General features: G+C 70.9%; 18 protein-coding genes and 4 tRNA genes. 12 read left to right on the top strand and 10 right to left on the bottom strand.

The genetic code is table 11. The annotated features are described in order from the left end of the window. The first annotated feature begins 55 nt into the window (after nt 1–55). A complete protein-coding gene (locus ACIA8N_RS17615) occupies nt 56–844 on the top strand; it encodes a sterol carrier family protein (protein ID WP_365776397.1) in 789 nt (262 codons plus the stop codon). Nucleotides 845–879: 35 nt separating this feature from the next. After that, nucleotides 880–1,704, top strand: a complete 825-nt coding sequence (locus ACIA8N_RS17610) for an META domain-containing protein (RefSeq protein ID WP_365776395.1) — start codon at nt 880–882, stop codon at nt 1,702–1,704. A gap of 71 nt (nt 1,705–1,775) precedes the next feature. Here ACIA8N_RS17610 and ACIA8N_RS17605 read toward each other — a convergent pair whose 3' ends face one another. Both ACIA8N_RS17605 and ACIA8N_RS17600 read right to left on the bottom strand, forming a co-directional pair. Continuing rightward, complete coding sequence (locus ACIA8N_RS17605; protein WP_399416616.1) at nt 1,776–3,242, bottom strand: sulfatase-like hydrolase/transferase; 1,467 nt, start codon at nt 3,240–3,242, stop codon at nt 1,776–1,778. Nucleotides 3,243–3,308: 66 nt separating this feature from the next. Further along, nucleotides 3,309–3,401, bottom strand: coding sequence for a putative leader peptide (locus tag ACIA8N_RS17600; protein ID WP_359202610.1), 93 nt, complete (start codon nt 3,399–3,401; stop codon nt 3,309–3,311). Between the two features lie 316 nt (nt 3,402–3,717). Here ACIA8N_RS17600 and purF point away from each other — a divergent pair, with 316 nt between their 5' ends. Together purF and purM are read left to right on the top strand one after the other, a co-directional pair. Then, the gene (gene purF, locus ACIA8N_RS17595) at nt 3,718–5,244 is read left to right on the top strand and encodes an amidophosphoribosyltransferase (RefSeq protein ID WP_365776391.1); all 1,527 of its coding nucleotides are present in this window, start codon (nt 3,718–3,720) and stop codon (nt 5,242–5,244) included. A 44-nt stretch (nt 5,245–5,288) separates the two neighbouring features. Continuing rightward, the gene (purM, locus tag ACIA8N_RS17590; RefSeq protein WP_365776389.1) at nt 5,289–6,368 is read left to right on the top strand and encodes a phosphoribosylformylglycinamidine cyclo-ligase; all 1,080 of its coding nucleotides are present in this window, start codon (nt 5,289–5,291) and stop codon (nt 6,366–6,368) included. 283 nt (nt 6,369–6,651) lie between these two features. Here the strand turns inward: purM and ACIA8N_RS17585 are convergent, their stop codons facing one another. Further along, nucleotides 6,652–6,906, bottom strand: coding sequence for a DUF3073 domain-containing protein (locus tag ACIA8N_RS17585; RefSeq protein WP_030221379.1), 255 nt, complete (start codon nt 6,904–6,906; stop codon nt 6,652–6,654). 354 nt (nt 6,907–7,260) lie between these two features. Next, a complete protein-coding gene (locus ACIA8N_RS17580) occupies nt 7,261–8,352 on the bottom strand; it encodes a Glu/Leu/Phe/Val dehydrogenase dimerization domain-containing protein (RefSeq protein WP_365776386.1) in 1,092 nt (363 codons plus the stop codon). 155 nt (nt 8,353–8,507) lie between these two features. On the opposite strand from ACIA8N_RS17580, the gene ACIA8N_RS17575 reads away from it, so the two are divergent. Together ACIA8N_RS17575 and bldC are read left to right on the top strand one after the other, a co-directional pair. Further along, nucleotides 8,508–9,371, top strand: a complete 864-nt coding sequence (locus ACIA8N_RS17575) for a hypothetical protein (protein WP_365776384.1) — start codon at nt 8,508–8,510, stop codon at nt 9,369–9,371. 592 nt (nt 9,372–9,963) lie between these two features. Then, complete coding sequence (gene bldC / locus ACIA8N_RS17570; protein ID WP_003949541.1) at nt 9,964–10,170, top strand: developmental transcriptional regulator BldC; 207 nt, start codon at nt 9,964–9,966, stop codon at nt 10,168–10,170. A 331-nt stretch (nt 10,171–10,501) separates the two neighbouring features. Here bldC and ACIA8N_RS17565 read toward each other — a convergent pair whose 3' ends face one another. The 3 genes from ACIA8N_RS17565 to hrpA all read right to left on the bottom strand — a co-directional run bounded on the left by ACIA8N_RS17565 (nt 10,502) and on the right by hrpA (nt 14,970). Continuing rightward, nucleotides 10,502–10,714: a DUF6274 family protein gene (locus tag ACIA8N_RS17565; RefSeq protein WP_365776382.1), complete on the bottom strand. Its 213-nt coding sequence runs from the start codon at nt 10,712–10,714 to the stop codon at nt 10,502–10,504. A gap of 144 nt (nt 10,715–10,858) precedes the next feature. After that, a tRNA-Asp gene (locus tag ACIA8N_RS17560) sits at nt 10,859–10,932 on the bottom strand. A 99-nt stretch (nt 10,933–11,031) separates the two neighbouring features. Then, nucleotides 11,032–14,970, bottom strand: coding sequence for an ATP-dependent RNA helicase HrpA (hrpA, locus tag ACIA8N_RS17555; protein ID WP_365776380.1), 3,939 nt, complete (start codon nt 14,968–14,970; stop codon nt 11,032–11,034). A 122-nt stretch (nt 14,971–15,092) separates the two neighbouring features. On the opposite strand from hrpA, the gene ACIA8N_RS17550 reads away from it, so the two are divergent. The 3 genes from ACIA8N_RS17550 to ACIA8N_RS17540 are packed head-to-tail and all read left to right on the top strand — an operon-like array spanning nt 15,093 to nt 17,115. Continuing rightward, complete coding sequence (locus tag ACIA8N_RS17550; RefSeq protein ID WP_365776378.1) at nt 15,093–15,473, top strand: hypothetical protein; 381 nt, start codon at nt 15,093–15,095, stop codon at nt 15,471–15,473. Between the two features lie 50 nt (nt 15,474–15,523). After that, a complete protein-coding gene (locus ACIA8N_RS17545) occupies nt 15,524–16,285 on the top strand; it encodes a thioredoxin domain-containing protein (protein ID WP_365776376.1) in 762 nt (253 codons plus the stop codon). After that, on the top strand, nt 16,282–17,115 hold the full coding sequence (locus tag ACIA8N_RS17540) for a cytochrome c biogenesis CcdA family protein (RefSeq protein ID WP_365776374.1): 834 nt from the start codon (nt 16,282–16,284) through the stop codon (nt 17,113–17,115). Before ACIA8N_RS17545 ends, ACIA8N_RS17540 begins: the two co-directional genes overlap by 4 nt. Nucleotides 17,116–17,211: 96 nt before the next feature. Here ACIA8N_RS17540 and ACIA8N_RS17535 read toward each other — a convergent pair. The 3 genes from ACIA8N_RS17535 to ACIA8N_RS17525 form a co-directional block, all read right to left on the bottom strand. Then, nucleotides 17,212–17,285: transfer RNA gene (locus tag ACIA8N_RS17535), tRNA-Phe, on the bottom strand. 22 nt (nt 17,286–17,307) lie between these two features. Continuing rightward, a tRNA-Asp gene (locus tag ACIA8N_RS17530) sits at nt 17,308–17,381 on the bottom strand. Between the two features lie 39 nt (nt 17,382–17,420). Continuing rightward, nucleotides 17,421–17,493: transfer RNA gene (locus tag ACIA8N_RS17525), tRNA-Glu, on the bottom strand. Nucleotides 17,494–17,597: 104 nt separating this feature from the next. Here ACIA8N_RS17525 and ACIA8N_RS17520 point away from each other — a divergent pair. From ACIA8N_RS17520 to ACIA8N_RS17510, 3 genes are all read left to right on the top strand, one after another. Beyond that, entirely contained in the window at nt 17,598–17,948 is a 351-nt protein-coding gene (locus ACIA8N_RS17520; protein ID WP_030221363.1) for a metallopeptidase family protein, read from the top strand. Between the two features lie 99 nt (nt 17,949–18,047). Beyond that, entirely contained in the window at nt 18,048–18,764 is a 717-nt protein-coding gene (locus tag ACIA8N_RS17515) for a hypothetical protein (protein ID WP_365776371.1), read from the top strand. A 197-nt stretch (nt 18,765–18,961) separates the two neighbouring features. Then, a partial coding sequence (locus tag ACIA8N_RS17510) for a DEAD/DEAH box helicase (RefSeq protein WP_365776369.1) occupies nt 18,962–21,010 on the top strand: 2,049 nt, incomplete at its 3' end.

Below are 21,010 nucleotides of genomic sequence, written 5' to 3'. Positions count from 1 at the left end.
AGGCCTTCCCTCTCCCGTCTCTCGACCTCTCCAGTCTCCGACTACGCTCGCCCCCATGCCACCGGCCAAGAAGCGCACCCGCAGTTATGACTCCGCCAGGATCCGGTCCGCCGTGCTCGCCCAGTTCGGCCACGTACGGGAGGCGGTCGGGGCGCTCACGCCCGGGCAGCTCGACGGGCCGACCCGGCTGGGGGAGTGGTCGGTACGGGATCTGGCGGCGCATCTGGCGTGGATGGTCGACTCCGTGCCGCAGCTGCTCGCCATGCCGGAGCGGTCGAAGGACCGGCTGGCGCTGCTCGACTGGCCGTTCGTCACGGCCGGCGCGTCCGAGCGGATCGACGCGTACACCCGCGGTCTCGACGCCTCCGACCTGTCCGGGCTGTACGCGCGCGTGGCGGACGATTACGGGCGGGCGGTGGCGGGCGCCGAGGACGAGCGCGTCCTGCCGGTGAGCTTCGGCGGGATGACGCTCGCCGATTTCCTCGTCACCAGAACCGTCGAACTCGTCGTCCACACCGACGACCTGAACGCGGCGACCGGCGCCGGCATCCCGTACGACCGGCAGGCGCTCGCGGCGTGCACCCGGCTGCTCGCCGACGCGCTCGCGTCGAAGGCCCCGGGCGGGGCGGTCGAGGTGCGGGTGCCGCCGTTCGCGGTGGTGCAGTGCGTGGAGGGCCCGCGGCACACCCGGGGCACTCCGCCCAACGTGGTCGAGACGGACCCCATGACCTGGATCCGGCTCGCGACCGGCCGGGCGGAGTGGGCGAAGGAGCTCGACGGGGCCCGGGTCAGCGCGAGCGGCGAACGCGCTGACCTGGAGCGGCTCCTGCCCCTGATGGGCTGAGGGAACCGACTCGTACGCGCGGCCGTCCCACCGCCATGCAGACGCAGACGCCGCGCACCCTCGCAGCCGCCGCCCTGGTCCTCCTCCTCGCCGCCTGCGGTACGGAGGGAGGCTCCGGGTCCGGCGCGGACACCGCCTCCCCCGACCTGCCCGTCGCCGGTACGTACTGGACGATCGGCGCCGTGACGCTCGACGGGCGGAGGTCGACCGCCCCGGACGGCGCCCGCGTCGACTTCGCGGAGAGCGGCCGTGCCCGGGGGCACAGCGGCTGCAACGGCTTCGTCGCCGATGTCGCCGTGAAGGGGGACACCCTCACGGTCTCGGCGCACGGGATGACGGAGATCGGCTGTCCCGGCGACCGGCAGCGCTTCGAGTCGGACCTGGTCAAGGCCTTCTCGGGCCCGCTGAAGGGAACCATGAAGGGCGAGTCCCTCACGCTGGCCTCCGCGGACGGCCGGAACGGTCTGGAACTGACCGCCGAGCCCGCGGCCCCGCTGCGCGGCACGACCTGGAAGATCGACGGGCTCGTCTCAGGGGACACCGTGGCCTCCGCGCCCGCCGGCAGCGGGGACAAGGCGCGGTTCGTCCTCGGCAAGGACGGCCGGGTCAGCGGCAACCTGGGCTGCAACAACTTCTCCGCGACCGCCACGGTGGCGGAGAAGACGATCACGGTCCAGGGCCCGGCCGCGACCACCCGCATGATGTGCACGAGCCCGCAGATGGAGCTGGAGACGAAGCTGTACGAGCTCCTCGACGGCCCGCTCACGTACCGGCTCGACCACCGGACCCTGACCCTCACCGACGCCTCCGGCGAGGGCCTCACCGCGGTCGCGGCCGCGGAGCCGGGCAGCGGTGCCTAGGGGGCGTCACGCCTTGCGATCCACGGCACCGGACCCCGCTCCCTGATCCGGCCTGATCGACAAGACACCCCCTAGTAGCGCAGGAGTCCCGCGTCGATCCGTTCCCAGGCCGTCCGCAGCGAGGCGGTGAGACCGGGCTCGACGGCCGCCAGGTCCGCCTGTTCGCGTACGTCCCCGCCGAGGTGGAAGAGCTGGTCGCGGCCGGACTTGCCGCGGTAGTACTTCCAGTCGCCCCGCCGCAGGGCCCGCTCGCCGCGCACCCGCCAGAACAGGTCCCGCTCGGGGACCTCGTCGCCGCGCAGCAGGTACCGGGCGAGGCTCGTGCCGTCGAGCGGGTGGGCAGGGTCGGGCCGGGCCCCGGCGAGTTCGAGGAGGGTGGCGGTCCAGTCGGGGCTGAAGAGCGGGAGGCGGCTGACCTGGCCGCCGTCGATCCGGGCCGGCCAGCGCAGCACGGACGGGACGCGGATGCCGCCCTCCTGGAGGGAGCCCTTGTTGCCGGCGAGCGGCCAGTTGTAGGAGAAGCGTTCGCCGCCGTTGTCGCTGGCGAAGACGACGAGGGTGTCCTGCTCCTGGCCGGAGCGGCGCAGGGCGTCCAGGACCTTGCCGATCGACCGGTCGAGGTCCTCGACGAGCTGGGTGTACTTCTCGACCGAGCCGCCGTCCTGGTGCCACAGGGCGCGGCCGTCGCCCGCCTTGATGCGCCGGGTGATCTCGTCGCTGGTCTCCTTGTCGCCGTCGGCGACCCACGGCCAGTGCGGGGTGGTGAAGTTCAGGTTGAGGAGCCAGGGCCGGTCGTGGTCGCGGCCGACGTACTCGCTCGCCCGCTCGGTGAGGATGCGCGTGTAGTAGCGCAGGTCCTTGTACTCGGCGTCGCCCTCGTAGAGGTCGTACTCGCCGCCGAGACCGAGCTTGGAGTAGTACTCCAGGGCTCCGCCGAAGTTGCCGAAGAACTCGTCCCAGCCGGATCGGGTGGGGGAGTAGTCGGGCAGGTAGCCGCAGTGCCACTTGCCGATGAGGGCGGTGGCGTAGCCGGAGTCGCGGAGCAGCGAGGCGAGTGTGGGGTGGGTGGGCTCCAGGCCGACGGAACGGTCGGCGATGGGTTCGGCGAGGCCGCCCGCGGTGCGGCCCGGGTAGCGGCCGGTGTAGAGGCTGAAGCGGGTGGGGGAGCAGGTCGCGGAGCCGGAGTAGGCGTCGGTGAAGCGGACGCCCTGGCGGGCGAGCCGGTCGAGGTGCGGGGTGCGGATGTGCGGCGAGCCGTACGAGGAGAGGTCGGCACAGCCGAGGTCGTCGCCGAGGATGAAGAGGATGTTGGGGCGCCGGGAGTGGCGGCGCGGGCTCGCGGCGCGGAACTCGCGCTCCTCGGGTGCGGCGGCCTGGGCCGGGGCGGCGGTGACGCCGAGGGCGGCAGCGGCGGCGGCTCCGGCGGCGGCGCCGCCGAGGGCGCGGCGGGACAGGGATGCGGACACGGGGTCTCCAGACGGGCGTGCGGGTACGCCTCCGGGCCCGGTGCCGCCGGACGGGGTGGGGGACGGCGGCACGGAGGGGGCGGAGACGAAAAGGGGGAGGGGAAGGCAGAGGGGGAAGGCGGAGGACCGGGAGACCGGTCAGAGGCAGCGACAGCCGGCGCTGGTGACACGGACGAGGTCCACGTGTCGGCGCTGGACGAGGGTGACCGAGCGGTCACGCGAGGGCTGCATGGGGCTGGAGCTTTCTCCAGCGTCCGCGTACCTGTCAACGGCGTCTCGCACCCCGGGACCGGGTGTGGCGGCGGTGTTGCGGCGGTGTTTCGGGCTCCGGGATGCCGCCGGATTGCGAACTCCGTCACATCGCGGACGGCTTCCGGGGCTGGTACGAGCGTCCGCTCGCCGGGGCGCCGGGGGCCGGATCCCTTTCCCCGCCTGGTTCGTAGGCCCCTCCAAGCCGGAGATGATCATTTGGTGCGATCGTACAAATGCAGGGGTGCCGGATTTCGCCAATTCGGACCAGTGGTCGACCACGTCTACACTCGGAAACGTGCCACGTGGTGACGGTCGACTCAATCACGATCTGCTTCCCGGTGAGAAGGGCCCCCAGGACGCTTGCGGCGTCTTCGGTGTCTGGGCTCCGGGTGAAGAGGTCGCAAAGCTCACGTACTTCGGGCTCTACGCCCTCCAGCATCGGGGCCAGGAATCCGCGGGTATCGCGGTCAGCAACGGCTCCCAGATCCTCGTCTTCAAGGACATGGGGCTCGTTTCCCAGGTCTTCGACGAGACCTCTCTCGGTTCCCTCCAAGGTCATATCGCGGTCGGTCACGCCCGCTACTCGACCACCGGTGCCTCCGTGTGGGAGAACGCGCAGCCGACGTTCAGGGCAACCGCCCACGGCTCGATCGCGCTCGGCCACAACGGCAACCTGGTGAACACGGCGCAGCTCGCCGAGATGGTCGCCGACCTGCCCAAGAAGGAAGGCCGCTCGACCCGGGTGGCCGCCACGAACGACACCGATCTGCTCACCGCGCTGCTCGCGGCCCAGGTCGACGAGGACGGCAAGCCGCTCACCATCGAGCAGGCCGCCGCGAAGGTCCTCCCCGACGTCCGGGGCGCCTTCTCCCTCGTCTTCATGGACGAGCACACGCTCTACGCGGCCCGTGACCCCCAGGGCATCCGCCCGCTGGTCCTCGGCCGTCTCGAGCGCGGCTGGGTGGTCGCTTCGGAGTCCGCCGCCCTCGACATCTGCGGCGCCAGCTACGTCCGCGAGGTCGAGCCGGGCGAGCTGATCGCGATCGACGAGAACGGCATCCGTACCTCGCGATTCGCGGAAGCGAAGCCCAAGGGCTGTGTCTTCGAGTACGTGTACCTGGCTCGCCCGGACACCGACATCGCCGGCCGGAACGTGTACCTCTCCCGCGTGGAGATGGGCCGCCGCCTCGCGAAGGAGGCGCCCGTCGAGGCCGACCTGGTCATAGCGACGCCGGAGTCCGGAACCCCGGCCGCGATCGGCTACGCCGAGGCATCGGGCATCCCCTTCGGCGCGGGCCTGGTGAAGAACGCCTACGTCGGGCGCACCTTCATCCAGCCGTCCCAGACCATCCGCCAGCTCGGCATCCGGCTGAAGCTGAACCCGCTCAAGGAAGTCATCAAGGGCAAGCGCCTGGTGGTCGTCGACGACTCGATCGTCCGCGGCAACACCCAGCGCGCGCTCGTCCGGATGCTCCGCGAGGCCGGCGCGGCCGAGATCCACATCCGGATCTCCTCGCCGCCGGTGAAGTGGCCCTGCTTCTTCGGCATCGACTTCGCCACCCGCGCGGAGCTGATCGCCAACGGCATGTCGATCGACGAGATCGGCAAGTCGCTGGGCGCGGACTCGCTCTCGTACATCTCGCTCGACGGGATGATCGAGGCGACCACGATCCAGAAGCCGAACCTCTGCCGTGCCTGCTTCGACGGCGAGTACCCGATGGAGCTGCCGGATCCCGAGCTGCTCGGCAAGCAGCTCCTGGAGACCGAGCTGGCCGCGGGCCCGGCCGCCACCGCGGCATCCGACGCCCTGCGCCGCCCGTAAGACCCCGCTGCACACCCCGCAGTACGACACGAAAGTTCTTCAGCATGTCTGAGTCCACCAGTGCCGGAAGCGGCGCCAGTTACGCGAGCGCGGGCGTCGACATCGAGGCGGGCGACCGCGCCGTCGAGCTCATGAAGGAGTGGGTGAAGAAGACGCAGCGTCCCGAGGTCCTCGGTGGCCTCGGCGGTTTCGCCGGTCTCTTCGACGCCTCCGCCCTCAAGCGCTACGAGCGTCCGCTGCTCGCCTCCGCCACCGACGGCGTCGGCACGAAGGTCGACATCGCCCGCCAGATGGGCGTGTACGACACGATCGGCCACGACCTGGTCGCGATGGTCATGGACGACATCGTCGTCTGCGGCGCCGAGCCGCTCTTCATGACCGACTACATCTGCGTGGGCAAGGTCCACCCGGAGCGGGTCGCCGCCATCGTCAAGGGCATCGCCGAGGGCTGTGTCCTGGCCGGCTGCGCCCTGGTCGGCGGCGAGACGGCGGAGCACCCGGGCCTCCTCGGCCCGGACGACTTCGACGTCGCCGGCGCGGGCACGGGTGTCGTGGAGTACGACCGGCTGCTCGGCGCCGATCGCATCCGTACGGGGGACGCGGTCATCGCCATGGCCTCCTCGGGTCTTCACTCGAACGGGTACTCGCTCGTGCGCCACGTGGTCTTCGACCGCGCCGGCATGACCCTCGACCAGCAGGTCGAGGAGCTCGGCCGGACCCTGGGCGAGGAGCTCCTGGAGCCCACGAAGATCTACTCGCTGCACTGCCTGGCCCTCACCAGGACCACGGACGTCCACGCGTACAGCCACATCACGGGCGGCGGTCTGGCCGCCAACCTGGCCCGGGTGATCCCGGACGGCCTGCACGCCACGGTCGACCGTTCCACCTGGACCCCGGGCGCGATCTTCGACCTGATCGGCAAGGCCGGTCAGGTGGAGCGCCTGGAGCTGGAGAAGACCCTGAACATGGGCGTCGGCATGATGGCCGTCGTGCCGGCCGATTCGGTGGACGCGGCCCTGACGACGCTGGCGGACCGGGGCGTCGAGGCCTGGGTCGCGGGCGAGATCACCGAGCGCGGCGCGCACACCACCGGCGCGGAGCTGGTCGGCGACTACGCCAAGTAGAGCGGGCGGAGCAGTACGCGAACGGGGCGCTCCTGAGGGGCGCCCCGTTCGGCGTACCCCGGGACCCTGGGCCGCGCCCGTACCCCGGGACCCGGGGCCGCGCCCGTACCCCGGGACCCTGGGCCGCGCCCGTACCCCGGGACCCGGGGCCGCGCCCGTACCCCGGGACCCGGGGCCGCGCCCGTACCCCCGGACCTTGGGCCGCGCCCGTACCCGGACGCGGACAGCACAGAAACCCGGCCGGGTGTCCCCGGACCGGGTTTCTGCGGTGCGATTCAGAAGGTCAAGCGCGACGCGGGGACGACGCGGGACCGGACTCGTCGTCCTCGTCCTCGTCGTCCGTGTTGTAGAGATCCGCGTACTGGGCGTACGGGTCGTCTTCCTCGTCGTCGTCCTCGAACGGCTCGCCATTCGGCGGCTGGCTCGAAGTCGAAGCGCCCAGCTCATTGGCCAGACGCGTCAGGTCCGTCCCGCCGCTGCTGTACTTCAGCTGGCGGGCGACCTTGGTCTGCTTGGCCTTTGCCCGGCCGCGCCCCATGGCTCGACCCCCTCGGTGACGGGGCTCGGTGGCCCCAGAGTCTTGACACGCGTTCATGAGTCGGAACGGACTCTCGACAGAGAGACCGGTCCGTAGAGCTTCAACGGTACCTGTTTCCGCGGGTCTACGGTACGCCGCGCGCATCACATACCCCGGTACAGAACCTTCGAGGAGCCCTTTCCTCGCTGGTCAATCGCGATTTTAACCTCTTCTGGAGGGCCGACCCGCCGAAGGGCGTGAGCGAAGTCTCTCCGCGGGCCGCCCTGGGGCCGCCTGTGGGCCGCCTGTGGACTCCGTGAGTCGCCCACAGGCGGTCCGGCGGCGGCCCTGGCGGGGCCCGGCCTCCGGTACGGCTCAGCCGCGCTTCGCGTCCGTCATTCGCTGCTCGGCGATCCGGTCGGCTGCCGAGGCCGGCGGAATCCCGTCGGCCTTCGCACGTGCGAAGATTTCGAGGGTGGTGTCGAAGATCTTCGTCGCCTTCGCCTTGCACCGGTCGAAGTCGAAGCCGTGCAGCTCGTCGGCGACCTGGATCACGCCACCGGCGTTGACCACGTAGTCGGGCGCGTAGAGGATCCCGCGCCCCACGAGGTCCTTCTCGATGCCGGGGTGGGCCAGCTGGTTGTTGGCCGCGCCGCAGACGATGCCCGCCGTGAGGAACGGGACCGTCTCCTCGTTCAGGGCGCCGCCCAGCGCGCAGGGCGCGTAGATGTCGAGACCCTCGACGCGGATCAGCGCGTCGGTGTCGGCGACCACGGTGACCTGCGGGTGCTTGTCGGTGATCCGGCGCACCGACTCCTCGCGCACATCGGTGATCACGACCTCGGCGCCGTCCTCCAGGAGGTGCTCGACGAGGTAGTTGCCGACCTTGCCGACGCCCGCGACGCCGACCTTGCGGCCGCGCAGGGTCGGGTCGCCCCACAGGGTCTGCGCGGAGGCGCGCATGCCCTGGAAGACGCCGAAGGCGGTGAGGACGGAGGAGTCGCCGGCGCCGCCGTTCTCGGGGGAGCGGCCGGTGGTCCACTGGTTCTCGCGGGCGACGACGTCCATGTCGGCGACGTAGGTGCCGACGTCGCAGGCCGTGACGTACCGGCCGCCGAGGGAGGCGACGAATCGCCCGTAGGCGAGGAGCAGCTCCTCGCTCTTGATCTTCTCCGGGTCGCCGATGATGACGGCCTTGCCGCCGCCGTGGTCGAGACCGGCCATGGCGTTCTTGTACGACATGCCGCGGGCCAGGTTGAGCGCGTCGGCGATCGCCTCGGCCTCGGTGGCGTACGGGTAGAAGCGGGTGCCGCCGAGGGCGGGGCCCAGGGCGGTGGAGTGGAGGGCGATGACGGCCTTGAGGCCGGTGGCGCGGTCCTGGCAGAGCACGACTTGCTCGTGGCCACCCTGCTCCGAGTGGAACAGAGTGCGCAGTACGTCAGCAGGAACGCCGGTCACATCGGTCACGGTGGTGACTCCCAAGTACGAAGCGGCGGGTTCGGTCCTCCCTGCGGGTGGGGGAGGACCAGTTCGGCAAGAGGGTAAGTCCTACCTGGGCGTAGATCGGCCGCAGTGCTCAGGATCACCCCCTCCCGGAGTACCTCCGTGGAAGGATTTGCGACATGTCGGTCGCCTCCTCGCTCCTCGTCCCCTACGCGTCCTATCTGCGGGTGTACGAGCCGCTGGCCGCGTTCCCCGAGCCGGAGCGGACGCACTGGGCCCGGTACGCGCGCCGGCCGCGCATCCCGGGCGCGCAGGACGAGCTGCGCCGGTCGCTCGCGGACCTGTTGGCGACGCCGCCTGTCCCCGTCCCGGTCCACGAGAGCGCGGAGGCCTTCGTCGCCCATCTGGACGGGGTGGTGGTGATCTGTCCGTGGCGGACCCGGCTGCGCGGGTGGCTGGCGCTCCAGGACCTCGACGGCCAGTTCCCCGGGCCGGTGCTCGACGCGATGCTGCCGCCGGTGGTGCGTGTCCAGGTGGCGAGCGACTACGAGCGGTGGCTCGGTGTGAACCCGGACGCGCGGCCGTGGATCCGTACGGCGGTCTGGCACGTGCCGCTGCGCTGGTTCGCGCTCTTCGGGGACGAGGACCGGCAGTACGAGCCGGGGGAGCCCGGGGACGGCGCGGGGGCGGCGGGCCGGGCGCCGGTGCTGCGCTACCGGACGACGATGGCGCAGGCGCGCCGCCGGCTCGCGCGGGCGCTGCGGGCCCTGCGGGAGTCGATCGACGACGGTCCCATGACGGAGGGGCTGATCGAGGTGGGGCGCTGGCTGGAGGAGTTCCATCCGCGGGCGCTGGTGGAGCTGGACTTCGGCGGTCTGGTGCACGCGGTGACGGAGGAGTGGCTGGCCGACGACCGGTCGGCGGCGCAGATGGCGGAGGGGATCGCGGCGCTGCGGGCCGGGGACGGCGAGGGGGCGAGCGAGGCGTACGGGCGGCTCGCGGAGCGCTGGCGGGCGGTCCGGGAGCTGCGCTTCGCGAATTGACATCAGTCGGGCATCTTCGTCAGGTCGGTATCGACAAGACATGTCCGGCCGGTGTAAATGATCTTCAGGGATGTCCGGATCCCGACTGCCGGATTTCGGCGATCGGGGGGTCTGGACCTCCTGGGGGCCTTTCGGCACTTCCCGGCGGGGACGTTGGTCCCGATCCGGGCCTTTGGCTCAAGCGTGACGGACAGCACTTACCGCACCCTTGCGCCCATCGCCCACCCTCGTGCCAAAATAGGACAAGGAGTCCGGGGAGGGTTCCTTCCGCCCATCTATGGGCGGAACGCTCGACATTGCACTCTATGGGGGGTCTGAGGACTCCTGATCGCGGCTGTGACTGATCGTCACAGCCGCGTGACTGTCCGTTATGGCATGGTCCATCGACTTCCGCCGCTGATGAACACCTGCGAGGGCAATTCCATCGGTTTGGCCGACGTGGCTGGACGGATGGTGTAGTTGTAGTGCCGAGGACAAGCCGTTCGTCCTATAACCGACTCGGCCCGCTTCTGCCATTTCGGGCAAGGCGGGTCAAGGTGCAGAATTTAGAGGAAAGAACCGAGATGGTTCGGTTCTCCCGAGGAGGCCGCTCATGACCGCTCGCACCCCTGATGCCGAGCCGCTGCTGACCCCTGCCGAGGTTGCCACGATGTTCCGTGTGGACCCGAAGACGGTGACCCGTTGGGCGAAGGCCGGGAAGCTCACGTCCATCCGCACCCTGGGTGGACACCGCCGGTACCGCGAGGCTGAGGTCCGCGCGCTGCTGGCGGGCATTCCGCAGCAGCGCAGCGAGGCCTGAGGCCGCGCGAACACCCCGTATCACCCCGTAACACCGGGTCTTTCCGGATCCCCCAATCCGGTTGCCCACCCCTAGCTCTGCCGACGGAATCCTGCCCCAACAGGCCTTCGTCAACGATCGCGCTGGACTCCGCCGGGTCTGGCGCGATCTTCTTTTGTGCCCGGCGTCACTCCTCGGCCGGTGGTGCAATTGCACATATTAAATTGGGTCGGTGTAGGGAGGGTGTAAGTGAAGCGGTTTCTGAAACTGTCTCAGTGACTCCCGTCACACTGGGGAAGCCTTGCCAAAGAACAGCCTCCCACTGCGCGGAACGCGCCCAACCCGCCGTTGGTCATGGGTCGGTGGGACTTTCGTCCCCTGGGGACGAGTCCGCCGCCGGCGGCTGCTCCTCGGGCTCCCCGGCCTCCGCGAGCTCCATGGAGAGCCGCAGGAGGCGATGGCAGACCACGCAGTGGCGCGTGACGTGTCCGTAGCGGGAAGCGGCCGCCAGATGGGCACGCAGCAGCGCTCGTGTCTCGTGCCGTGCCGCCGACGCCGCGGCCATGCGCGACCACCTCCGGTGTGGGCGCCCGATTCCCTGATGTCCGGGGTACCGGCGGGCGCCCGGCCCCGTCAAGACACCGGACCGCAACGAACACGGGAACACGACGAAAGGCCCGCATCGCGAGATGCGGGCCTTTCGGTGAAGCGAACCTGACGGGACTTGAACCCGCGACCTCCACCTTGACAGGGTGGCGAGCTAACCAACTGCTCCACAGGTCCTGGCTTGCTGCCGCTCGTAAGTGGCTGCGAGAAAGACTGTACAGCAGGTCAGCGGTCTGGTCGAACTCACCGCCGGACGGGTGCGACGAGGCCCCCCGGTCAGGGGGCCGCCGCGTCGATCGCCTTCACGATCCGCTTGTCCGAGACGGGGTACGCCGTGCCCAGCGCGTGCGCGAAGTAGCTCACCCGCAGCTCCTCGATCATCCAGCGGATGTCGGTGACCTCGGACGGCACCGGCCGGCCCTTCGGGAGCTGCTCGAGCAGCCAGGCGTACTCGTCCTGCATCTCCCGGACCTTCTCCATCCGGGTGGTGTCCCGCTGCACCCCGGCCGGCATCTGCTGGAGCCGCCGGTCGACCGCCACCAGGTAGCGCATGAGGTCGGGCAGTCGCTTCAGCCCCGTACGGGTGACGAAGCCCGCCGGCATCAGCCACGCCAGCTGCGCGCGCACGTCGCTCAGGTTGTCGATCAGCGCCAGGCTGTTCGTCGACTTGAGCCGGCGCTCGCAGGCCTGCCAGGCCGCCAGGATCTGCTGGACCTGGCCCACCGTCCGTACGGTCGTGTCGACGAGGTCCGCGCGGACCTTGTCGTACAGCTTCCGGAAGGACTCCTCGTCCCACGCCGGGCCGCCGTGGTCCGCGATCAGCTTGTCGGCGGCCGCGGTCGCGCAGTCGTCGAAAAGGGCCTGGATCGAGCCGTGCGGGTTCGCGGACAGGGCCAGCTTCTGCTGGTTGGTCAGCTTGTCCGAGGCGAACTTCGCCGGGTTCACCGGGATGTTCAGCATGACCAGCTTCCGGGTGCCCCGCCACATCGCCTGCGCCTGCTCGGCCTCCGTGTCGAAGAGGCGTACGGCGACGGTCGCGCCCTCGTCCACGAGCGCCGGGTACGCCTTGACCGGCTGCCCGCCCCGCTTGGTCTCGAAGACCTGCGTGAGCGTGCCGATCGTCCACGCGGTGAGCCCCGTGCGCTCCAGGGAGGGCCCGGAGCCGTCAGGGCCCGCCGTGGCCGCCGCCGCGGCCTGTGAGAGGGCCTTACGGGCCTTGGGGCGCAGCTGGAGCCGCAGCGTCTCCAGGTCCTTGTCCTCGGCGAGCTTGCGGCGCCGCTCGTCGACGATCCGGAACGTCACCTTGAGGTGCTCGGGCACCTTCGCCCAGTCGAAGTCCTCGGCCGTGACCGGGACGCCGACCATCCGCTGGAGCTCGCGGGCGAGCGCGCCGTCCAGCGGCTCCTGCACGGGCACGACGGCGTCCAGGAAGCGGCTCGCGAAGTTCGGCGCGGGCACGTAGTGGCGGCGGATCGGCTTCGGGAGCGACCGGATCAGCTCGGTGACGACCTCCGCGCGCAGCCCCGGGATCTGCCACTCGAAGCCGTCGTCCGTGACCTGGTTGAGCACCTGGAGCGGGATGTGGACGGTCACGCCGTCGGCGTCCGCGCCCGGCTCGAACTGGTACGTCACCCGGAACTTCAGCGGCCCCTGCCGCCAGGAGTCCGGGTAGTCGTCCTTGGTGACCCCGGCGGCCTTCTCGTTGATGAGCATCTCGCGCTCGAAGTCGAGGAACTCAGGCTCCTCGTGGCGCTTGTGCTTCCACCAGGAGTCGAAGTGGGCGCCGGACACCACGTGCGCGGGGACGCGCTTGTCGTAGAAGTCGAACAGCGTCTCGTCGTCGACGAGGATGTCCCGTCGGCGGGCCCGGTGCTCCAGCTCCTCGACCTCAATGAGGAGCTTGCGGTTGTCCGAGAAGAACTTGTGGTGGGTGCGCCAGTCGCCCTCGACCAGCGCGTTCCTGATGAACAGGTCCCGGGAGACCTCCGGGTCGATCCGGCCGTAGTTCACCTTGCGGTCGGCGATGATCGGCACGCCGTACAGCGTCACCTTCTCGAAGGCCATCACGGCCGCCTGGTCCTTCTCCCAGTGCGGCTCGCTGTACGTCTTCTTCACCAGGTGCTGGGCGAGCGGCTCGATCCACTCGGGCTCCACGCGCGCGTTGACCCGGGCCCACAGCCGCGAGGTCTCCACCAGCTCGGCGGACATGACGAAACGCGGGGGCTTCTTGAAGAGTGCCGAACCCGGGAAGATCGCGAACTTGGCGCTCCGGGCGCCCAGGTAGTCGTTCTTCGCGCCCTCCTTCACGTCCTTCATGCCGATGTGCGAGAGCAGACCGGCGAGGAGCGACACGTGCACGGACTGCTCCGGCGCGTCCTCCTCGTTGACGTGGATGCCCAGCTGCTTCGCGACCGTCCGCAGCTGCGCGTAGATGTCCTGCCACTCCCGGATGCGCAGGAAGTTCAGGTACTCCTGCTTGCACATCCGGCGGAAGGAGCTGGAACCGCGCTCCTTCTGCTGCTCGCGGACGTACCGCCAGAGGTTCAGATAGGCGAGGAAGTCGCTGGTCTCGTCCTTGAAGCGGGCGTGCTGCTGGTCGGCCTGCGTCTGCTTCTCGGCCGGCCGCTCGCGCGGGTCCTGGATGGACAGCGCCGCCGCGATCACCATGACCTCGCGGACACAGCCGTTCTTGTCGGCCTCCAGGACCATCCGGGCGAGCCGCGGGTCGACGGGCAGCTGGGAGAGCTTCCGCCCCTGCGGGGTCAGCCGCTTCTTGGGATCCTTCTCGGTCGGGTCGATGGCCCCCAGCTCCTGCAGGAGCTGCACGCCGTCCCGGATGTTGCGGTGGTCCGGCGGGTCGATGAAGGGGAACTTCTCGATCTCGCCGAGACCGGCGGCGGTCATCTGGAGGATGACGGAGGCCAGGTTCGTACGCAGGATCTCCGCGTCCGTGAACTCCGGCCGGGTGAGGAAGTCGTCCTCCGAGTACAGCCGGATGCAGATGCCGTCGGACGTACGGCCGCATCGGCCCTTGCGCTGGTTGGCGCTCGCCTGGCTGACCGGCTCGATCGGCAGCCGCTGCACCTTGGTGCGGTGCGAGTAGCGGGAGATGCGGGCGGTGCCCGGGTCGATCACGTACTTGATGCCGGGGACCGTCAGGGAGGTCTCGGCGACGTTCGTGGCGAGCACGATCCGGCGGCCCGAGTGCGCCTGGAAGACGCGGTGCTGCTCGGCGTGGGACAGGCGCGCGTAGAGGGGGAGGACCTCGGTGTTGCGGAGGTTCCGCTTCAGGAGCGCGTCCGCGGTGTCGCGGATCTCGCGCTCACCGGAGAGGAAGACCAGGACGTCGCCGGGGCCCTCGGCCTGCAGCTCGTCGACGGCCTCGCAGATCGCGGTGATCTGGTCCCGGTCCGACTCCTCGGAGTCCTCCTCCAGGAGGGGCCGGTAGCGGACCTCGACCGGATACGTACGACCGCTGACCTCGACGATCGGGGCGTCGCCGAAGTGACGGGAGAAACGCTCCGGGTCGATCGTCGCGGAGGTGATCACGACCTTGAGGTCGGGGCGCTTCGGGAGCAGCTGGGCCAGATAGCCGAGCAGGAAGTCGATGTTGAGGGACCGCTCGTGGGCCTCGTCGATGATGATCGTGTCGTAGGCGCGCAGCTCGCGGTCCGTCTGGATCTCGGCGAGCAGGATGCCGTCCGTCATCAGCTTCACGAAGGTCGCGTCGGGGTTCACCTGGTCGGTGAAGCGGACCTTCCAGCCGACGGCCTCACCGAGCGGGGTCCTCAGCTCCTCGGCGACGCGCTCGGCGACGGTGCGGGCGGCGATCCGGCGGGGCTGCGTGTGCCCGATCATGCCCCGGACGCCCCGGCCCAGCTCCAGGCAGATCTTCGGGATCTGGGTGGTCTTTCCGGAACCCGTCTCACCGGCGACGATCACGACCTGGTGGTCGCGTATCGCCTCCAGGATCTCGTCCTTCTTCTGCGAGACGGGCAGCTGCTCGGGATAGGTGACCGCGGGCACGCGGGAGGCGCGCCCGTCGACGCGCTCCTTGGCCTTGGCCGCCTCTGCGGCGATCTCGTCCAGGACGGCCTCGCGGGCCTCGGGCTTGCGGATGCGGCGGGCGCCTTCGAGACGGCGGCCGAGCCGGTGGGAGTCCCGCAGCGAGACCTCGGCCAGGACGGACTGGAGGGCGGCGAAGGAAGTAGACATACGGAATCCAGGATCGCACCTGCGGCCGAGAAGCGGCGAACCGATTTACGAGTGGCCTCATCGGGGGCCGGTGATCGGGTGCGTACTATTTCGGACACGCCGCCCGGACGGAGAGGTTTCGCATGTTCCGCACCACCCGCGCGCCGGCGGCGTTCGTCGCGCTGACGGGTCTGGTGCTGGGCCTCCTGCTCTGCGGGGTGACGACGGGGACGCCCCAGGCGGTCGCCCCCGTGGCCGTGGGCGCCGCCGTGGCCGTGGGCGCCGCCGTGGGCGCGCCCGTGCCGGGCTGCGATCCCGGCCACCCCGCCGACGAGGGGGCCACGGGGCCCGTCGTCCCACCGCGCGCGCACGGTTTCGCCGAGCTGCTGCCGGCCCTCGCCGCGAACCGGGAGCCGTGCGGGGTCCGCATGGCGGATCCGGGCGGCCGGGGCGTGCCGGCGGGGCGGGAGCCACCCGCGCGCGTACAGCCGTCTCCCGTGGAGCTGTCGGTCCTGAGGGTCTAGGGGGGCCGCCCCCCTCGTCCTCTCCCTCTTCTCCTCAGGAGCGCTTCCGCATGTCCAAGGCCAAGTCCAAGTCCAAGCCGATCGCCGTCGTCTCCGGGGTCGCCGTCGCCGCCGTCCTGCTCGGCGTCGTCTCGTACACCGCCACCAAGCCGTCCTCGCCCGGCGCCTCCGGCTCCGCGGCCGGCTCCTCGTCCGTCGCCGAGGTCTCCGCGGACCCCTCCGCCGGCGTCTACGCCGAACTGGAGGCGTACGCCCGCCGTGACGCCTCCGACAAGCTCGCCCTCGGCCGCGCCGACGCGCCCGTCGTGCTGATCGAGTACGCCGACTTCAAGTGCGGCTACTGCGGGAAGTTCGCCCGGGACACCGAGCCGGTCCTCATCGAGAAGTACGTGGAGAACGGCACCCTGCGCATCGAGTGGCGGAACTTCCCGATCTTCGGCGAGGAGTCGGAGGCCGTCGCCCGCGCCTCCTGGGCGGCCGGGCAGCAGGGCCGGTTCTGGGAGTTCCACAAGGCCGCCTACGCCGAGGGGGCCAAGGAGAAGGGCTTCGGCAAGGCCCGCCTCGCCGCCCTCGCCAAGGAGGCGGGCGTCCCCGACGCGGCCCGGTTCGCGAAGGACACCGACGGGGCGGCGGCCCGCGCGTCCGTCCGCGCCGACCAGGAGCAGGGGTACGCCCTCGGGGCCACCTCCACCCCGTCCTTCCTGGTCAACGGCCGGCCGATCGCGGGCGCGCAGCCCCTGGAGACCTTCACGGAGGCCATCGAGGCGGCGGCGAAGGCGGCGAAGAACGCTCCCGCGAAGGCGAAGCCGTGACCTCCGGCATCGGCTACTTCGCCGCGTTCCTCGGCGGGCTGCTCGCCCTCCTCAGCCCGTGCAGCGCCCTGCTCCTGCCCGCCTTCTTCGCGTATTCGATCGACACGCGCGCGAAGCTGGTGGCCAGGACGGGCATCCTCTACGCGGGCCTGGCGACCACCCTCGTGCCGCTCGGCGCGGCCGGCTCCTTCGCGGGCCGCCTCTTCTACGGCCACCGGGACCTTCTCGTCACCGCCGGCGGCTGGCTGATCGTCGGGCTCGGCGTCCTCCAGATCCTCGGCCTGGGCTTCGCCTCCCGACGGATCGCCGAGGCGAGCGGCCGGATCCGGCCCACGTCGGCGCTCTCCGTCTACGCCCTGGGCCTGGTCTACGGGCTCGCGGGCTTCTGCGCGGGCCCGATCCTCGGCAGCGTCCTGACGGTGGCCGCGCTGAGCGGCAGCCCGGCGTACGGCGGGCTGCTCCTCGCCGTGTACGCGCTCGGCATGGCGGTGCCGCTGTTCGTCCTGGCACTGCTCTGGGAGCGGTACGACCTGGGCGGGCGGTCCTGGCTGCGCGGCAGGCCGGTCCGGCTGGGCCGCCTGACGCTCCACTCGACCTCGCTGCTCTCGGGCCTGTTCTTCGTCGCCCTCGGCACGCTCTTCCTGGTCTTCGACGGGACGACCGCGCTGCCGGGCCTGCTGTCGGTGGACGACTCGTTCGCGGTGGAGCAGCGGGTCGCCTCGCTGGGCCGGGCGGTCCCGGACTGGGCGCTGCTGGTCGCGGTGGTGGCCGTGGTGGCGCTGGTGCTCGCGGTGCGGGGCCGGAAGGCGCGGCGGGGCGAGGAGGTCTGAGCGGTACGGGGGAGGGGCGCGGGCCTCTTCCCCGTACGGCCGCCATTCCCGGTGCACGAAGAAGGCCCCGTTCTTTCGAACGGGGCCTTCTGTTTGTGGCTGGGGCCGGGGTCGAACCGGCGACCTATCGCTTTTCAGGCGATCGCTCGTACCAACTGAGCTACCCAGCCACGAAGCTGTTTCCAGCTTCAGCGACTCTGACGGGACTTGAACCCGCGACCTCCACCTTGACAGGGTGGCGAGCTAACCAACTGCTCCACAGAGCCTTGCTTTGTGCGATCACTAGTCTCGCACATAGTAATGCGTACCCCCAACGGGATTCGAACCCGTGCTACCGCCTTGAAAGGGCGGCGTCCTGGGCCACTAGACGATGAGGGCTCTAGACCCACCATCGCGCTTCTCAGCGCGTCGGGGACGTGAGAAGCATATGGGATCCCGGCCGCTATCGCCAAAACGGTTTCCGGCGGGGGGAGAATGGGCGCGTGCTGGAGATGACGCGCGAGGAGTTCGAGGAGCTTGTCGCCGAGGCCTTGGACCGGATCCCGCCGGAACTGACGCGGCTGATGGACAACGTCGCGGTGTTCGTCGAGGACGAGCCGTCCCCGGACGACCCGGAGCTGCTCGGGTTGTACGAGGGGACGCCGCTGACCGAGCGCGGGGAGTGGTACGCGGGCGTGCTGCCGGACCGGATCACGATCTACCGGGGGCCGACGCTGCGGATGTGCGAGTCGAAGGAGGACGTGGTCGCGGAGACCGAGATCACCGTCGTCCACGAGATCGCCCACCACTTCGGCATCGACGACGAGAGGCTGCACGCGCTGGGCTACGGCTGAGCCGAGCGGGCGCATGGGGGCCGTGTCCCTTGTGGCGCCCGGGGAGTTGGGCAGCGCGACGCGTTCTGTTCCTGCCTGCTGTCCTCTGGAGGTGCCCCCGTGCGCCATTTGCCCACCCCGGTGCGATGGGCCGCCACCGCGCTGGCCGTCGCGGCCTGTGCCGGTCTGAGCGGCTGTATGAGTGTGAGTGACGAGGGGGCGAAGCCGGCGCCCGGCGCGTCCGGCGCCAAGCGGGGCGTGGCGACCGGTTCGGAGGGCGGCGGGTCCGGAGCCCCCGACGGCGGCGGTGACTCCTCGAACGGGCGGCAGGGCGGCGCGGGCGGACCGGCGGCGGCCGGCGCGGGCACGGAGTCCCCGGTCCCGAGCGGCTCCCCCTCGGGCACCACGAAGCCCTCCCCGGGCGCGGTGATGCCGGTGGAGGGCCCCGGCGGCCACGGCGGCTCGCCGAAGCCGCAGCCGACGGGCGGGGGCCAGAACGGTCCGTCCGGCGGTGCGGGCGGCTCCGGGGGGAGCGGGAGCGGCGGGAGCGGCGGAAGCGGGGACGGCGGCGGCGGGAACGGCGGCGGGGGCAGCGCCGGCGGCTCCGCGGGTGCCGGAGGCGGCGGATCCACACCGACCCCGGAGCCGACGGTGCCGACCCCCGAGCCGACCCCGGAGCCGACGGTGCCGACCCCCGAGCCGACGCCGGAGCCGACCTCGAATCCGACCGATCCGCCGTCTCCCGGACCCGACACCCAGATGGGTGGCGTGCGGGCCGCGGACGGGCCGGAAGCGCCCGCGGAGCCGGCGGCGTCTCCGCAGGTCGGACCGGTGTGACGGAGTCCGGTTTGCCATAGGTGGGGGAGGGTGCGTATGGTGGTAGATCGTTTGATCCCATTGCCCGGCGCCGACACAGAAGAGCGCCGTGTGGCGCGTACTCTCCCTAGCCGTGGCTGACCGCATTGAGGCGGTCGATTTGCGAAATCACGGAGTTACGGGCGCGTGCCGAGACTCCGGAAGGTTTCGCATTTCGCATGTCCATTTTCAGTTCTGACCACGCCGTCATGCCCGAGAACGACGAGATCGTCGAGGCCGCCGCGGCCTCCGAGACCGTCGACGCCATCGTCGAGGCCATCGACGCCATCGAGATCATCGACGACGCCATCGAGGCGCTCGACGACGCCGACGCGGAGCCGTCCGAGCCCACCGTCACGTTCGGCGACCTCGGTCTGCCGGAGGGCGTCGTGCGCAAGCTCGCGCAGAACGGCGTGACCACCCCCTTCCCGATCCAGGCGGCGACCATCCCGGACGCCCTGGCCGGCAAGGACATCCTCGGCCGCGGCCGTACCGGCTCCGGCAAGACCCTCTCCTTCGGTCTCCCGCTGCTCGCCGGTCTGGCCGGCGGTCACACCGACAAGAAGAAGCCCCGCGGCATCATCCTCACGCCGACGCGTGAGCTCGCGATGCAGGTCGCGGACGCCCTCCAGCCGTACGGCGACGTGCTCGGCCTCAAGATGAAGGTCGTCTGCGGCGGTACGTCGATGAGCAACCAGATCTACGCCCTGGAGCGCGGTGTCGACGTCCTCGTCGCCACCCCGGGCCGTCTGCGCGACATCATCAACCGCGGCGCCTGCTCGCTCGAGAACGTCAAGATCGCCGTCCTCGACGAGGCCGACCAGATGGCCGACCTGGGCTTCCTGCCCGAGGTCACCGAGCTGCTCGACCAGATCCCCGGCGGCGGCCAGCGCATGCTCTTCTCCGCCACCATGGAGAACGAGATCGGCACCCTGGTCAAGCGCTACCTGACCGACCCCGTCACGCACGAGGTCGACAGCGCGCAGGGCAACGTCACGACCATGACCCACCACGTCCTCGTCGTGAAGCCGAAGGACAAGGCGCCGGTCACGGCCGCGATCGCCGCCCGCAAGGGCCGCACGATCATCTTCGTCCGCACCCAGCTGGGCGCCGACCGCATCGCCGAGCAGCTGCAGGACAACGGCGTCAAGGCCGACGCGCTGCATGGCGGCATGACCCAGGGCGCCCGTACGCGCGTCCTCGACGACTTCAAGAAGGGCTACGTCAACGCGCTCGTCGCGACCGACGTCGCCGCCCGAGGCATCCACGTCGACGGCATCGACCTGGTCCTCAACGTGGACCCGGCCGGCGACCACAAGGACTACCTGCACCGCTCGGGCCGTACCGCCCGAGCCGGCAAGTCCGGTGTCGTCGTCTCGCTCTCGCTGCCGCACCAGCGCCGCCAGATCTTCCGGCTGATGGAGGACGCGGGCGTCGACGCCTCGCGTCACATCATCCAGAGCGCCGGCGCCTTCGAGCCCGAGGTCGCCGAGATCACCGGCGCCCGTTCGCTGACCGAGGTCCAGGCCGACTCGGCGAACAACTCGGCCAAGCAGGCCGAGCGTGAGGTCGTCGACCTGACCAAGCAGCTGGAGCGCCTGCAGCGCCGCGCCGTCGAGCTCCGCGAGGAGGCCGACCGCCTGGTGGCCCGTGCCGCCCGCGAGCGTGGCGAGGACCCCGAGGCCGCCGTGGCCGAGGTGACGGAGGCCGCCGAGGCCGAGATCGCCGCCGCCGCCGTGGAGGCCGAGCGCGCCGCCGCCCGCGTCGAGGAGCAGCGCCGCGAGGAGCGTCCGGCCGCCCGCGACGACCGGGGCAACTACGAGCGCCGCGACCGCGGTGGCTTCAACCGTGACGACCGTGGTGACCGCGGTGGTTTCCGTGGCGGCGACCGCGGTGGTGACCGTGGCGGCTTCCGTCGCGACAACGACCGTCCGTCCGGCGGCTTCCGCCGCGACGACCGTCCCTCCGGTGGCTTCAACCGTGACGACCGTCCCTCGGGTGGTTTCCGTCGGGACAACGACCGTCCGGCGTCCGGTGGTGGCTTCCGTCGTGACGACCGTCCGTCGGGTGGCTTCAACCGTGACGACCGCGGTGGCGACCGTGGCGGCTTCCGCCGTGACGACCGTCCCTCCGGTGGTTTCCGTCGGGACAACGACCGTCCGGCGTCCGGTGGTGGCTTCCGTCGTGACGACCGTCCGTCGGGTGGCTTCAACCGTGACGACCGCGGT

The organism is Streptomyces sp. NPDC051822 (assembly GCF_044452745.1).
Lineage (GTDB): Bacteria > Actinomycetota > Actinomycetes > Streptomycetales > Streptomycetaceae > Streptomyces.
Note: the sequence above shows the minus strand (reverse complement) of the source record. Positions and strands in the feature narration are given on the sequence as shown.